Origin of the sequence: Paenibacillus sp. FSL H8-0034, from assembly GCF_038000305.1 — a bacterium.
Classification (GTDB): Bacteria; Bacillota; Bacilli; order Paenibacillales; family NBRC-103111; genus Paenibacillus_S.
This window is the reverse complement of the sequence record NZ_JBBOBS010000001.1, coordinates 658,432-673,757: the sequence shown is the minus strand read 5'-3', so window position 1 is coordinate 673,757 and position 15,326 is coordinate 658,432. Positions and strand designations below refer to the sequence as shown.

At 46.7% G+C, this 15,326-nt stretch carries 14 protein-coding genes, 1 other RNA gene and 1 pseudogene; 3 read left to right on the top strand and 13 right to left on the bottom strand.

Going from position 1 to position 15,326, the window contains the following annotated elements; translation table 11 throughout:
• Window positions 1-153 precede the first annotated feature (153 nt).
• The 10 genes and pseudogenes from ffs to rpoE all read right to left on the bottom strand — a co-directional run bounded on the left by ffs (window position 154) and on the right by rpoE (window position 9,762).
• Window positions 154-417: signal recognition particle sRNA large type (gene ffs / locus NST47_RS03025), an RNA gene on the bottom strand.
• A gap of 44 nt (window positions 418-461) precedes the next feature.
• Window positions 462-854 carry a hypothetical protein gene (locus tag NST47_RS03020; protein ID WP_341153889.1) on the bottom strand — a complete coding sequence of 131 codons (393 nt, stop codon included), beginning with the start codon at window positions 852-854 and terminating at the stop codon, window positions 462-464.
• Window positions 855-948: 94 nt separating this feature from the next.
• Complete coding sequence (gene rpmE, locus NST47_RS03015; protein ID WP_076237230.1) at window positions 949-1,146, bottom strand: 50S ribosomal protein L31; 198 nt, start codon at window positions 1,144-1,146, stop codon at window positions 949-951.
• 76 nt (window positions 1,147-1,222) lie between these two features.
• Entirely contained in the window at window positions 1,223-2,497 is a 1,275-nt protein-coding gene (locus NST47_RS03010) for a radical SAM protein (protein ID WP_341153888.1), read from the bottom strand.
• A gap of 301 nt (window positions 2,498-2,798) precedes the next feature.
• Window positions 2,799-4,145: pseudogene (gene rho / locus NST47_RS03005) on the bottom strand (transcription termination factor Rho); the annotation flags it as partial.
• 82 nt (window positions 4,146-4,227) lie between these two features.
• Complete coding sequence (locus NST47_RS03000; RefSeq protein ID WP_341153887.1) at window positions 4,228-5,481, bottom strand: UDP-N-acetylglucosamine 1-carboxyvinyltransferase; 1,254 nt, start codon at window positions 5,479-5,481, stop codon at window positions 4,228-4,230.
• 126 nt (window positions 5,482-5,607) lie between these two features.
• Window positions 5,608-6,462: a class II fructose-1,6-bisphosphate aldolase gene (gene fba, locus NST47_RS02995; RefSeq protein ID WP_076237223.1), complete on the bottom strand. Its 855-nt coding sequence runs from the start codon at window positions 6,460-6,462 to the stop codon at window positions 5,608-5,610.
• Between the two features lie 144 nt (window positions 6,463-6,606).
• Window positions 6,607-6,996 (bottom strand): response regulator, encoded by a 390-nt coding sequence (locus NST47_RS02990; protein WP_076237221.1) that lies wholly within the window; start codon window positions 6,994-6,996, stop codon window positions 6,607-6,609.
• A 252-nt stretch (window positions 6,997-7,248) separates the two neighbouring features.
• The gene (locus NST47_RS02985; RefSeq protein ID WP_076237219.1) at window positions 7,249-8,853 is read right to left on the bottom strand and encodes a CTP synthase; all 1,605 of its coding nucleotides are present in this window, start codon (window positions 8,851-8,853) and stop codon (window positions 7,249-7,251) included.
• A 321-nt stretch (window positions 8,854-9,174) separates the two neighbouring features.
• Complete coding sequence (gene rpoE, locus NST47_RS02980) at window positions 9,175-9,762, bottom strand: DNA-directed RNA polymerase subunit delta (protein WP_076237217.1); 588 nt, start codon at window positions 9,760-9,762, stop codon at window positions 9,175-9,177.
• Between the two features lie 366 nt (window positions 9,763-10,128).
• Between rpoE and NST47_RS02975 the strand changes: the two genes are divergently transcribed.
• Window positions 10,129-11,307 (top strand): S8 family peptidase, encoded by a 1,179-nt coding sequence (locus NST47_RS02975; protein ID WP_341153886.1) that lies wholly within the window; start codon window positions 10,129-10,131, stop codon window positions 11,305-11,307.
• A 4-nt stretch (window positions 11,308-11,311) separates the two neighbouring features.
• On the opposite strand, the gene NST47_RS02970 is transcribed toward NST47_RS02975, so the two are convergent.
• Entirely contained in the window at window positions 11,312-11,728 is a 417-nt protein-coding gene (locus NST47_RS02970; protein WP_341153885.1) for a DUF1934 domain-containing protein, read from the bottom strand.
• Window positions 11,729-11,977: 249 nt separating this feature from the next.
• Window positions 11,978-12,121, bottom strand: a complete 144-nt coding sequence (locus NST47_RS02965) for a hypothetical protein (RefSeq protein ID WP_341153884.1) — start codon at window positions 12,119-12,121, stop codon at window positions 11,978-11,980.
• A 207-nt stretch (window positions 12,122-12,328) separates the two neighbouring features.
• On the opposite strand from NST47_RS02965, the gene NST47_RS02960 reads away from it, so the two are divergent.
• Window positions 12,329-13,222, top strand: coding sequence for a helix-turn-helix transcriptional regulator (locus tag NST47_RS02960; RefSeq protein WP_341153883.1), 894 nt, complete (start codon window positions 12,329-12,331; stop codon window positions 13,220-13,222).
• A 157-nt stretch (window positions 13,223-13,379) separates the two neighbouring features.
• Complete coding sequence (locus tag NST47_RS02955) at window positions 13,380-14,210, top strand: metallophosphoesterase (protein WP_341153882.1); 831 nt, start codon at window positions 13,380-13,382, stop codon at window positions 14,208-14,210.
• Between the two features lie 168 nt (window positions 14,211-14,378).
• On the opposite strand, the gene speB is transcribed toward NST47_RS02955, so the two are convergent.
• Window positions 14,379-15,248 carry an agmatinase gene (gene speB, locus NST47_RS02950; protein WP_262688014.1) on the bottom strand — a complete coding sequence of 290 codons (870 nt, stop codon included), beginning with the start codon at window positions 15,246-15,248 and terminating at the stop codon, window positions 14,379-14,381.
• Between the last annotated feature and the right edge of the window lie 78 nt (window positions 15,249-15,326).

Genomic DNA, 15,326 nt, shown 5'->3' with positions numbered 1-15,326 from the left:
ACCAAAACAAGTTAACTTTAGTATACAATTCTCCTAAATATTTCATTTTCCTTCTAAAAACACAAAAAAACACTATGAGTCAACCTATTACAATGGTTGTTCATAATGCTCGTATGTTCGTTACACCTTATTGGTTACATAAATTGAATATAACCGTGCACCTACTTTGATATTACGATCCAAGTGGAATTTTTAGTCTCGACTCAAGCCAGGCAACCCTTCGGCACATGAAACATCCCACTTACGGCTGCTTCCTTCCGAACCTGACCGGATTCACAGGCATCCATTGCGAAGGACCCAGCTCTCAACACCGATTCTAAAACCCAAACCTCACATCGCAATACCGCATGTAGGCGATCAACCCCGCTGTAGCGGATTGCGGGTTACAGGGCACCGCTGCCTCCCCATCTAGCACGGCAAACATAAGTATAGTCGATTTATTACGAAATAGCAACCCGTCCTTATTTTCGGGAAACCGTAACCTTCATCGTGTATCTTGGCATCGCTTTGGTCAATTTGTCTTGCGCATCCCGTGCCACTGCAGCCGTTTCCTCAGCAGTCAGTTCTGCTGGAACATGAATATTAACAGTAGCAACAGGTCCATTAATTCGAATATTGGAATCAATTACATGAGGTACCTGGTCGATCGTTGCCTGCATCAGATTCGTGTCTTCCCCATACGTATGGTAAGTTGGACTCATCGGCATGTTCGGATTTACGTCACTGATCCCAAGCAATCCATCCTGAGCGTACGATTGCACCTTGGGCCCTGCTTTCTGACAAGACGCAAGCGCGACGGGCATCATGAGCAATGCACCTGTCAACACCCATTTGAATAAATAAGATTTGAACATAAAAACACCTCCTGCAGCATGGTCTAAAAGCTTTCGCTCTTAGGTTTGCCACAGAAGGTGGGTTTATGCAATAAAATAGTGGAAATAGGCTGAATTATACGCCGTATTTCTTTTTAAATTTATCAACACGTCCGCCAGCATCGATAAACTTTTGTTTACCAGTGTAGAAAGGATGGCAGGAAGAGCAAATTTCAGTACGAAGATTAGCTTTAACCGAACCTGTTTCGATAACATTGCCGCAAGCACAAGAAATTGTTGTGTTGTGGTAAGTCGGATGGATAGCTTCTTTCATTTCTTTCACCTCTTTTGCCCTGAAACACCATGTGAATCAGAGTTCTAATTGAACACATGAGCAGATTATAGCATGACTACCGAGATTGTTGCAAGTGTCTTCTTTGTTTTAATGATTCAGGCAAATGTGTATAGGAGCCCAAAATAACATCGGGAAGCTCTTGTTCAAAAATCTCCAGCATTTGCTTCATACCAAATAGCTCACCCTGTGCCTTGGGGATCAGCTGTAAATAGCTTTCCGGGTCAATATTTAAATTGCGCAGCTGGATCAGCTTTAAATCGGTACGACGCACAAACTCGATCATCGCTTCAATTTCTTCCTCACGATCCGTAACTCCCGGGAAAATCAAATAGTTAATTGAAGTGATTACACCCTTATCAGCAGCATAGCGCAGCGACTTTTCCACATTTTTGAGCGTGTAGCCGCGCGGCTTATAATAAGCATTGTAGTGATCATCCAGCGCACTGATCGTGCTGACTCTCATCAGATTCAAGCCTGCATCCACGATACCCCGAATATGATCCGTTAATCCAGCGTTGGTATTGATGTTAATGTAACCGGCGTCCGTCTGCTGCCGAACTCGCTTGATCGCCTCGATAATGGTAGGCGCCTGGGTAGATGGTTCTCCCTCACAGCCTTGGCCGAAGCTCACGATGTTATCCGGCGTCTTTAGATGCTGGAGCATAACCTGTACGACTTCATCGACAGTCGGCTTGAAGTTCATTCGCGTCTGCGGTGCAAGGAAGCCGCTATCATCAGGCTGCTCCGATATACAGCCAAAGCAACCGGCATTACAGGAAAAGGACACCGGTATCGACCCTTCCAGACGGTTTAAAAATGTATTCGATGCGGTTAGGCATTCGTATTCCAACGCACATTTGGACAGATGCTGGAATACCCGATTGTCACCGTATTGCTGAAGAAATTGCTGTACCTGAACTTCCAGCTCTGCCGGATCACAGTTACGCGGATTCCATGGCTCGGGATCATCAGTCGCATGCGCGGCTACATAAAACCCTCCATCTTTCCAAACAACCGCTGTATAACCGAATAAAGGAAGCAGCTTGCTGGCATCCGACTTCACATAGCTTGGGATTAGCAATCGTGTAAAACCTTGTGGTAACAGCGCCCCAACCGCCTGTACGTTACCGGGAACAACTTGCATGTCTCCGGATTTCAGATTAATCCCGATCGGCTTAGTAAAAGGCAAGCTAACCATGGTTGCCCCTTCAGGCAATGGAATTAACTCATCTTCCATAATATCAGTGACCATATCCCCATTGCGACCAAGCGCAATATAATCGGGATGGTCAAATAAGTTCCCGTCGAGGTCGGCGTAGACTAAATTCATAGCATTATACTCCTAACCTGTTGAATTACGACGCAGAATTCTTCACACGTTTGGTAGTTGTATTCGGCGTAGGGGACAAGGTGTCCTCATTGCTGGAAGACAACGGAGCCGAACCTGCGGTAGAACTGCTGGTGCTGACGGATGATTTGCTTGCTGACGAAGCAGCACTGCTTCTGCCAGATGATGGCTTGCTTATTGCTGATGAGGTTCTGCTGGAGGTTGTCGGCTTGCTTGCTGCGGATGAAGCGCTGCTCGTGGACGGCGGCTTACTTACTGCAGAAGAAGTATTCATACTTCCATTGGATGATGGCTTACTTACCGCGGAAGAGGCAGAACCGTTAGCCAACGGCTTATTCACGGACGACGAGGAATTGCTGCTAACCGGTGGTTTGCTAGAACCATTCCCCAGTTTTTCCAGTGTATCCAGGAACTCCTGATTCGTTTTGGTATCAACCAGCTTCTTGATAAAAGCTTCTACATATTCATGCGATTCATTCATGCTCTTGCGAATTGCCCATACTTTATCCAGCACATCTTTGCTTAAGAGCATTTCTTCACGACGTGTTCCTGAACGACGCATATCGATTGATGGGAAAATACGACGCTCGGCCAATTTGCGGTCCAGATGCAGCTCTAAGTTACCTGTACCTTTAAATTCTTCATAAATGACATCATCCATACGGGAACCGGTCTCAATGAGTGCCGTTGCCAGAATCGTCAGGCTGCCACCCTCTTCGATGTTACGCGCAGCACCGAAGAAACGTTTGGGACGATGAAAAGCACCCGGATCAATACCGCCAGACAATGTACGGCCAGATGGTGGAACTACCAAATTGTAGGCACGAGCCAACCGTGTAATACTATCCATCAAAATGACGACATCTTTTTTGTGTTCAACTAAACGCATGGCCCGTTCAAGCACAAGCTCAGCGACCTTGATGTGATTCTCGGGAAGCTCGTCAAAGGTTGAGGCAATAACTTCGCCCTTAACCGAACGCTGCATATCTGTTACTTCTTCCGGGCGCTCGTCAATAAGAAGCACGAACAGCTCGATCTCTGGATGATTGGTCGAAATGCTGTTGGCAATTTCCTTCAGCAGCAACGTTTTACCAGCTTTGGGTGGTGCTACGATCAATCCGCGCTGCCCCAGTCCTACAGGTGCCAGCAAATCCATAAGGCGAGTCGATAGATGCGTTGGAGAAGTTTCCAGCAAAATTTTCTTTTCCGGGTATAACGGAGTTAGCGCCGGGAAATGAAGACGCTCAGCAGCTGTTACCGGATCTTCGCCATTGACGGCTTCTACCTGGAGCAATCCGAAATAACGTTCGTTTTCCTTAGGAGGCCTGCATTTTCCAGATACGAGGTCACCGCTTCTTAAATCAAATTTACGAATCTGCGAAGCAGAAATATAAATATCCTCTGTACTGGGCAGATAGTTGATAGGACGTAAAAACCCGAAGCCGTCGGATAAAATTTCGAGTACACCCTGCATGAACATCAGACCGCTTTTCTCTGCCTGGGCCCGTAAAATAGCAAATATGAGTTCTTTCTTTTTCAAAGTGCCGTAGGAAGGAATTTGATGTTTTTTAGCTAACTGATACAACTCAGTCAGTTTCTGCGCTTCTAATTGCGCTAGTGGTATATCCATAATCTCAGCCACCAAACTATTATATTTGTACTTTTGTGAAACTCATTCTAGCATTACCCAAAAAAGTAGAGGCTATACGATGCTAATCCTGCTCACGCCAAACCTCTGCGCCCAAGCTTGATAGATTGCTGACCAAATGATCATAACCACGATCGATATATTCGACGCCTGTTATTTCGGTGACTCCATCAGGAACTGTCAGTGCTGCAATCACAAGTGCTGCTCCCGCACGCAGATCAGTAGCCTTCACCTTGGCTGCGCTAAGCTGACCGCCTTCAATAATAGCGGAACGCCCTTCAACCTTAATTTTGGCACCCATCCGGGTTAGCTCGGGAACATGCTTGAAGCGATTACTGTATACATAATCACTCAGAATGCTGGTACCCTTCGTTTGTGTCAGGAGGCTTGTCATCGGTGATTGCAAATCAGTTGCAAATCCTGGATATACAAGTGCTGTAACATCCACACTCTCATACTCTGGCTTACCGATGACACGTATGGATTCGTCCATTTCCTGAATCTCAACACCCATCTCCTGCAACTTGGCCGTGATAGCTTCCAAATGCTTCGGAATGACATTGTCCACGACAACATCCCCACGCGTTGCAGCCGCAAGGATCATATAGGTTCCAGCTTGAATCCGATCGGGAATAATCGAGTGACGACAGCCATGCATGGAATCCACACCCTCAATACGAATGGTTTCGGTTCCCGCTCCTTTGATTCTCGCACCCATGGAATTTAATAGCGTAGCAACATCTATAATTTCAGGCTCTTTTGCCGCATTTTCAATCAAAGTGACGCCTTTGGCCCGAGAAGCAGCCAGCATAATATTAATTGTAGCTCCAACACTAACCACATCGAGATAAATTTTCGCTCCGCGGAGCTCTTTGGCTTGAATGTGCAAAGACCCATTCTCGGTGCTCACACGTGCTCCTAATGCTTCAAAACCTTTGATATGCTGATCAATCGGACGCGGTTCAAAATTGCATCCTCCAGGTAAACCAATTGTTGCTTCTCCAAAACGACCAAGCAGCGCTCCCATTAAATAATACGAAGCTCTCAATTTCTTAACATTTCCATTAGGCATAGGTTTGGATCGCAAGGCGCTCGGATCGATAATCATCTGATCCCCTTGCCAAATCACGGGTGCATTCAATTCTTCCAACAATTCCGAATAAATGGCAACATCACTTAATACCGGCAAATTATCTAAGGTAACGGTTGTTTCCGATAAAATTGCAGCTGGTATCAACGCTATCGCGCTGTTCTTGGCACCGCTGATTTGGACCGTTCCCCGCAAGGGACGACCTCCGGTGACCATCAATTTCTCCATTCGTTTATCTTCCCTCCAAATGACTGCTGTCAAGCTTTACATACTGAGTTAGGGCGGTAATTCCAGGTGGGTACTATGCATATAGAAAGGAAACGCACCATGACGATGCATTTCCTATTGGAGACATTAAGCTTGGTTAGAACTTCCGAACAATTGAATTTTGGATTTAACGACTTCAACCATAGCTTTGCGGGCAGGAGTGAGGTATTTACGAGGATCGTAGATTTTCGCGTCTTTATTGAGAGCTTCACGAATGGCATCCGTACACGCTACTTGATTCTCGGTGTTAACATTGATTTTACCTACGCCAGCAGCGATTGCTTGACGAATCATCTCATCAGGTACGCCAGATCCGCCATGAAGTACAACAGGAACAGGAATGGCACTTGCCACCTTTTGAATAATGTCGAAACGAATGTTAGGCTCGCCAGCGTACATACCGTGAGCAGTACCTACCGCGATAGCCAGGCAATCTACGCCAGTCTCTTCGTAGAAACGAATCGCTTCTTCAGGTTTAGCCAAGCTTGCATTTTCCTCGTCTACGCTGATGTCATCTTCCACGCCGCCGATCGTACCAAGCTCACCCTCTACGGATACGCCCATTGCACGCGCTGCTTTAACAACTTCCTTCGTCAAACGAATGTTTTCTTCGAAAGAATGATGGGAGCCATCGAACATAACCGAGCTGAAGCCTGCACGGATACATTTCATTGCTACTTCAAAGCTGCTGCCGTGATCCAAATGAAGTGCGATTGGCAAGCCCGATTTTTTTGCTGCTGCTTCCGCAAGGGCTACAGTAAACTCGATACCCATATACTTCAAAGCCCCTTCACTTACACCGTAAATAAAAGGAGACTTTAATTCTTCAGCCGCATCTACAATCGCTTGAGCAAATTCCAAGTTATTCATATTGAACTGCCCTACTGCGTACTTGTTAGCTTTTGCTTTTGGCAATAATTCATTCATTGAAACTAATGGCATGTTTCTTCCTCCTAGTAGTTATTGACCGAGTCAAGTATCAAAGACCGCTCTTCTGTCATACTGCGTTATTATATCATAGTTTAATTCAAATGATAACCAAGCTGCTTCGTTTTCATAGTCATAAGAAAAAAAAGGACCCTGTAATCAGGATCCCACTGCATACGAGCTATTTCTCGGCTTCCCCAAATGGATATTAACCGCCTGCCGCAGCTCATCGATATCAAATGGCTTCGTAAAGTGCATGATCGCACCCAGATCCGTTGCCTCTTTGATCATATCTAATTCGCCATAAGCTGTCATCATAATGACTTTGATCGAAGCATCGATACTTTTAATGTGCTTGAGAATGTCCAATCCGTCCATACCTGGAATTTTCATATCCAGTAAAACCAAATCAGGAGAAGTAGTTCTGACAATTTCCAGTGCGAGCTTGCCATTCGACGCTTGATAAGTTTGGTATCCTTCGGTACTGAATACCTCCGTCAATAAAATCCTGATACCATTCTGATCATCTACAATGAGTAACTTCTTCATCCATACAGCCTCCCAAGTCCACGATCGTGATTGTCGGAATTCCGGCCTGTCCCATCGAGCATATCAAGATAAATTCGATATAAATATCGAGATTCCTGCTGCTTTTTTCGAAAAAGTTGAAATGTTTTACATTTCATGCATTTTCTGAACACCATGTACAGTCGGTATGCTGAAGTTTCGCTGTTACTTGCTATAGTTGGATATATGCTGTCGAAGGATGTTCTATGCTTACCATCTGACCATAATTATATATTAAACTCGCGATAATGAAAAAGCGGCTTCGACAAAATGCTTGAACAAACGCTGCGGACGATTCGGTCTGGATGCAAATTCCGGATGGAATTGAACAGCCAAAAACCAAGGATGCGTCGGGCATTCGATGATCTCAACCAAACGTCCGTCCGGCGATGTGCCGCTGATCCGGAAGCCTGCCTTTTCCATTACTTCACGATATTCATTGTTAAACTCATACCGGTGACGGTGTCTTTCGTACACAAGCTCATCATCGTAGCACTGCATGGCAAGAGATCCTTCCACCAGTTTGCATGGGTATAGACCAAGACGCATAGTACCGCCCAAGTTCTCAATATCTTTTTGCTCCGGCAGCAAATCGATAACCGGATAAGGTGTTGCCGGATTAATCTCGGAGCTGTTAGCGCCCTCCAGATTCAGCACGCTGCGTGCATATTCAATGACAGCAACCTGCATGCCCAAACAAATTCCAAAAAATGGTACATTATTTTCCCGCGCATAGCGGATAGCCGATACTTTACCTTCAATCCCACGATCCCCGAAGCCTCCGGGTACGAGAATACCTTGGACCCCTTGGAACAGCTCCGCTACATTATGATCATAAACATCCTCCGCGTTAATCCATCGGATCTTCACTTCCGTGTTACAATCGATGCCAGCGTGACCCAAAGCTTCAACAATGCTTAAATAAGCATCATGCAAAGCCACATATTTTCCTACGATTGCGATTTCAGTCGTATGCTCTAAAGATTTGACGCGATGAACAAGATTTTCCCATTCGGTCATATCCGGTGGATTGCTAGTTAATCCGAGATGCTTAACTACGATATCGTCCATGCCCTGCTCGCGCAGCATCATCGGCACTTCATACAGCGTATCCACATCATGACATTCAATAACCGCATTGGTGTCGATATCACAGAAAAGCGCAAGCTTACGCTTCATGTCTTCTCCCAGTGAATGCTCAGTGCGGCATACAATAATATGCGGCTGGATGCCCAGACCACGCAGCTCCTTCACGCTGTGCTGTGTCGGCTTCGTTTTGGCTTCGCCGGCTGCTTTTAGATAAGGAATGAGTGTAACATGAATATACATCACATTGTCCCGGCCAATATCGCTTTTAATTTGACGAATGGCTTCAATAAACGGCAAGCTCTCGATATCGCCAACTGTCCCGCCAATCTCGGTAATAACGACATCGGATTGCGCTTCACGGCCTGCACGGAAAACACGGTCCTTGATTTCATTGGTAATATGTGGGATAACCTGCACCGTACCGCCCAAATATTCGCCTCTGCGCTCTTTGGTAATAACGGAAGAGTACACTTTACCGGTCGTGACGTTACTGCTCTTGGATAAATTAATATCGATAAAACGCTCATAATGACCCAAATCCAAATCCGTTTCTGCGCCATCGTCGGTTACAAACACCTCACCATGCTGATAGGGACTCATCGTTCCCGGGTCAACATTAATGTAAGGATCGAATTTCTGGATCGTTACTTTTAATCCGCGGTTCTTGAGCAGCCTTCCGAGCGATGCCGCTGTAATGCCCTTTCCCAGTGAGGAAACCACGCCCCCTGTAACGAATATATACTTCGTCATGTATGTAATACCTCCCTTATGATTTACCCTCCCAAACCCTCCCTATAGGGAGGGCCCCAAAGGGCTGTGCCCTCTGGACTCCCAACTTGAATCCAGACTGCAGTGTATTGTGCTCGCTACCGTCCCTTCGGGACACGCTTTACTTTCGGTGGTACGGCAATCTACAACAAATATTTGACAAAATTTCGTTCAAAAAAAATAAAAAGTCCCCCGGCAAAAGCGGGGCACTTTATAGTCATAATTGAATAGCTTTTTCAAAAGCCCAGAAGATAGTTTACTCTCATCGAAGGGTTGCTGTCAAGTAGATGGTCCCGATTCGAATTATTTCTCCTCGTCTTCGTCATCCTCGAGCTCTTCCTCAATAAGCGTGTCCAGATCGGTCTCAATATCGCCGTCTTCATCCAGATCCTCATCATCACTATCATCATCTTCGTCGATTTCTTCTTCAGGCAAGAACTCGCCTTCTTCTTCGATTTCTTCCTCAGCTTCAAAATCTTCTTCAGCCGGTTTATCGAAGGAATCGAAATCCTCTTCCTCAACAAATACATCTTCTTCTTCGGCAAACATGTCATCGTCGTCCATATCATCGTCTTCATCGTTAATGATACGCGGACGTTTGCCACTACCCACTGTATCCTCCGATTTCTCGATCGGGTACCAGCGCTTCAAGCCCCACAGGTTCGATCCTACACAAGCAAATCGGCCATCGATATTGATTTCCGTATATAATTGAGCGATTACCTGCATCACTGCCTCTTCAGACAGACCTTTAATTTTTGAAATTTCCGCCATCAGGTCACGATAATAAAAAGGTGTATTCGCTGCTCTCAATACTTCAAATGCTAGGTCGACCATTGGCATTTCTTTCGCCTTATCCATACCGACCTTTAGAGTGTACTGCGCACTCATTCAAGCACATCCCCTCGAACATTTTCACAAACCTAACTGCATGTTCCCTTATACTCCTAATAGTAAACCTTATTTTATGTAAAAAAGCAACTGCTTCGGGGGTGTCCCTTGTAAATTTTAAAAGCGAAGGGAAAACCCTTCGCCCTGACTGTATCCGTGGGGACTTGAACAGCGTCCGCCCTACTGCCCTTATGGAGAAAGGGAAGAGAACCTTTGGATTCTCTCTATGTATCGTATGATGCCCGTTGCTTTCTGACACGGGTGATGACCCATTTATTTCTACAAGGCTATACGCACATGCCATATCGTATTTTTTTTCATAAGATTAGGTAGGGCATTTACGATGTGCAGGAGGGCCGATGACTATTGAAATCATCCACTTTTATCAATTGGCTGGAAGCAGCAGCCATGCAGGACACCGAAAACGTCGACTGTAAGCATATCATCCGATTCTCAAGCCGCCGTGATTATTATAAGTGCATCCAACAGCTCAACGCTGCCACCAAAAACTCCGTTCCCTTACCTGATATACAACCGCTTGCTATCATTAATGCCATTTCCTGTACATTGAACACAACAACCAAACCGCCGTCCATCCCATATATAAAATCCATCGAAACCGATAGGATTATGAGTGTTCATGCCATTAAAGTTGTCAATGCGGTGCAGCCATCGAGCGGTACAGCGCACAGCCATGCGCCAAGCGTCCCTTGGGGAGTTAAACATATTCGCGCGCCTCAAACATGGAGCAAGTCAAAGGGAGATCGTATTCGGGTAGGTGTCATTGATACCGGGGCCGATTATTCGCATCCTGATTTACGCCATTGCCTATCGTATGGAGTCAATCTGGTCAATCGGCATTTACTGCCAAATGACGATAACGGACACGGCACCCATATCGCCGGTACGATCGCCGCCGCTTCAAGCCGCCAGCAAGGCATCGTTGGTGTAGCGCCGCAAGCTATTATTCATCCGGTCAAAGCTTTTGATCACCAAGGAAGCGCCTTTGTATCTGACATCATTGGCGGCATCGATTGGTGTGTAAGAAATCAAATTCATATTATTAATATGAGCTTTGGAATGAAAACCTACAGCAAGGCCTTGGAGCTCGCCGTTCTGCACGCTTTCCGATCCGGTGTTATCGTGGTCGCTTCCTCGGGCAATGAGGGCAAGCAAAAGATTATCGATTATCCAGCCCGCCTGCGGCAGGTGATTGCAGTCGGAGCCTCGACCCGCCGAGGCAAAATTGCACCTTTTAGCAACGTCAGCAAAACCATCGACATTTACGCACCCGGCGAAAAAATATACTCCACCTGGTTAAAAGGCAAATATCACGAGCTCAGCGGCACCTCGATGGCAACCTCCCATGTGTCCGGTGTCGTTGCGCTCATGCTTTCCCGAAAACCAGGATTGAATCCTACTCAGATCAAGTCGATAGTAAAAAGACATGCCCGCCTATTGATAAAGCCCGGCATGAGTATTCGGGAAGTCCATGCGCTCAGAGCTGTTAACGCCGTGATGAAACCAAAAACGGCTGTGAAATAACACTCTATGCCTTGGCACTTACAATCAGCCGCAGCCGATAGGCCCCGGCTCTTTCTCCCATAACAAATAGTTCATAGCTCCAATCCACAGTACCAAGTCCATGTACCAATTGTACGTTTAATTGTTGGGTATCTGCTTCCAATTCCAGCTTGCCGTGCGGCGCGTCGTAATAACCCTTGAGCCGCTGCCCGGCAACAAAGGTTTGCTCTGAGCGCACATTGCCCTGCCGAATAATTCGGACAAGCCCTGTTTCCAGCTTGATTAATGTCGACGTCCCCGCCATCTCGGGATCTGCTTCCTTATATCGCAGATAGTAATGGTTCCCCTTTGGATACAGATCGCCCTCTACGTTATGGCGGGTGACAGGATCATCATCTATGCGACTTTCTATCTGTATGTTCACTTGTATGGATTGACTCATCATGTCCTCCTAAATCATAACCGCAGCCAACTGCATGTTTGTACATCCCAGTCTAGCGAACAAAATCAAATTATTCAAACTTAAGTTCGGAAAATCCGGTGAATTAAGATACGCTGCGCGGCCAAATATCCTTCCGATCGCTGTTGTTTCCCTATTTTTATGATTTTATAAAACATTTAGTGGTAAAAGCATGGAAACAAAGGCGAACACTGACGCTTCTCCAGGACATTTGGCCGCTTCGCTCTTTATTCACCAATCATTTAACACCTCCGAGAAAGTAGCTCTCCAGTAGCTGTTGAGTTCTTGAATACTTAATAAGTAGTACACGATCCCATTAAAACTAGCGAGTCCCTCAGGGACGATGCGACTCCCATTCCACCACAGTCTCTCCATCCGCCTCACACCTCCAGTAAAGCGTGTCCCGTATGGGACGAAAGCGAGTCCAACCCTCCACACTCACTCCATCCTCCCTCACACCAACAGTTAAGCGTGTCCCACAGGGACGAAAGCGAGCCAAGCACCACTAAACTCTGCGCACGGCCATGGGAGTCCAGAGGGCAGCGCCCTTTGGGGCCCTCCCTATAGGGAGGGTTTGGGTGGGTGGCAATACTGTTATTTTATTGTTACCATAAGAATAGGCTTAAGGAATTGAGGGCACGGCAGATGACGATGAATATATTTGGCGTTATGACCGAGATGGAGATGCGGCTGCCTGTGTATGTAACGGGAGCAGGCGGCTGGCACAATCAAAATATGATGAAGCGGGAGCAAGGTTTCCCGGACTACCAATGGATTCAAACCTTGAACGGTACCGGGCAATTAAAGGTCGACGGGAAAATTCACACGGTGCACAGAGGACAAGGAATGCTCTTATTCCCTGGCGTCATGCATGAATATGAACCCATCACACCACCATGGACAGTGCGCTGGGTTACCTTTAATGGAGCCTGCATGACCAGTCTGTTGGACTCCATGCGAGTACAGGCTTCCACAGTGCTTTATTTACCCAATCCCGATGTAACGCTTGCTGTCATGCATTCAATTCTATCCATCTTGCAATCACAGAATCCGCTGCGCAGCGCAGAATGCTCTGCTCTCGCTTATGAATTGCTGCTCGATTTGTTCCTGCATGCCTCATCTTCAGAGGTGCGCTCCAAGCAGCAGCACATGGAGCAGTTGGCACCTGTGTTTGCTCTCATAGAAGAAAGCTTTGATCAGCCCATTACCATGCAGCAAATAGCCGATAAGCTTGGAGTCACTCCCCAGCATACGTGTCTGTTATTTCAACAAACGATGGGCATAAGACCGATTGCTTATCTTACTCGTTATCGACTGAGTAAAGCCAAGGAACTACTGCTGCAGCCGCTGGAGCTGGAGGTTCGCGAGGTTGCCCGCCAAGTCGGCTACGAGGACTGCAGTTACTTTATTAAGCTGTTCAAGCGCCAAGAAGGGATCACGCCGAGCGCCTTCCGCAGCATTCATCGGCTGCTATAGATACAGACGATATCATCCGTTTTGAAAACACGAGCAATCAAGCGTCCCACTGAGAGAAGTCGCAGTACTTATAAGCCACCCCAGCCAAACAGAAAGCTTAGGAATAACGCACTTCTAAAATGAACGGATGAATGCTGATATGAACCGGAGAGCTTTTATGAAAAAATGCCTATTTACGCTGGCAGGTCTCATTCTAACACCATCTGCAGGATATACGTATGCCCGATTTGCAGAGCCCCGCTGGCTCTATACAAAGGAGATAACTATACAGTTGAAGAGGCTGCCCTCTGCTTTTGATGGCATGCGTGTGATCCAATTCAGCGATGTCCACCTTGGCTTTCACTACACGGTTGAGCAGTTGAATAAACTGGTAGACCATATCCAGTCGCTCCAGCCGGACCTGATCTGCTTTACAGGTGATTTGTTTGATTATACGGTTGGCAGCGATGCTGCTCCTGCTGTACAAGTACTCTCTCGTTTGAAGGCACCTCTTGGTAAAGGCGCAGTGCTTGGCAACCATGATTACTACGGCAAGGAGACCGAAAAGATAAAGCGCATACTGCTGGACAGCGGCTTCGCTCTGCTGATAAATCAGTCAGTTCCCCTAAAACGCGAAAAGTCAACGATCTGGTTAAGCGGTGTCGATGATATGTGGGATGGTAAGCCCGATCTCCCAAAAGCACTTCACGATGTACCGAGCGATGCTTTTACACTGCTGCTTTCGCACTGTCCTGATTTTGCAGATATAGCACTGAAGCATTCGATCGATTTACAGCTATCCGGTCACAGTCACGGCGGGCAGGTTCGTCTGCCTTTCTACGGACACTTGTTTACCCCTGCTTATGGCTCCAAATATCCAGATGGCTATTACTCACTTGATGATGGCAAGCTTCAGGTGTACACGAACCGAGGTATTGGCGTATCCGTGCTGCCGATCCGTTTCTTCTGCCGACCAGAGCTCAGCGTATTTACACTCCGAAGCGGATAAATACAATTTATACCGTGTACACCGTGTCTATTGCCGAATACATAAATTCCCTCTGAGGTCTCGAATCCCACCCCATACAGCAAACAGCCTGTTACGCACTAAGGCGAAGCAGGCTGTTTGCTGTATGCTTCCAAACTAACCGTCTGGACATGTTTGAATCAAGTAAAGCTACTTCACAAGCCCAAGCAAAATTTCACGGATCAGCTTGGCAGCCACAATTTGGGTTTGCTCTGTCGGATCATAAGCGGGAGCTACCTCAACAACATCAGCACCAACTACATTCAGGTTGGCAGCAGCCATGGCATGAATCGCAGCCAGCAGTTCCTTGGAGGTGATGCCACCAGCTTCGGCTGTACCTGTGCCTGGTGCGCAGGAAGGGTCAAGCACATCAATATCGATAGTTAAATAAATCGGACGACCAGCCAGCTCCGGAAGCACCTTTTTCAATGGCTCAAGCACTTCAAACGGGTGAAAATTAATATGTTCACGCGCATATTGGAATTCCTCACGTGAGCCGGAACGAATACCGAACTGATAAATGTTGCGCCCCCCGATCAAGCCTGCTGCTTTACGAAGCGGCGTGGAATGGGATAATGGCTCCCCCTCATACTGCTCACGCAGGTCAGCATGGGCATCAAAATGAACGATCGCCAGATCGGGATACTTGGCATACATTTCACGGAACACCGGCCATGATACCAAATGCTCACCGCCCAGGCCTAGCGGGAATTTATTGTCCTTCAGCAAGCCTCGCACGTAATCTCCAATAATTTCCAAGCTGCGCGCTGCATTACCAAAGGGAAGCAGCAAATCGCCCGCATCGAAATACGTCATTTCATCAAGACTTTTGTCCAAATAAGGACTATATTCTTCCAATCCTATCGAAACTTCGCGAATCCGTGTCGGCCCAAAACGGGAACCAGGTCGGAAACTGACGGTATAGTCCATTGGCATACCATAAATAACAGCACGGGAAGATTCATAGTTATCGGAGCTTAATATAAATACATTGCCGGAATAGGCTTGATCCAAACGCATGCTTCACACTTCCTTCATTAAAATAAGCAGTTTCGCCGATTGCGAGGAAGCAGGTTGCTCCAGCAGCAATCGGCTAAG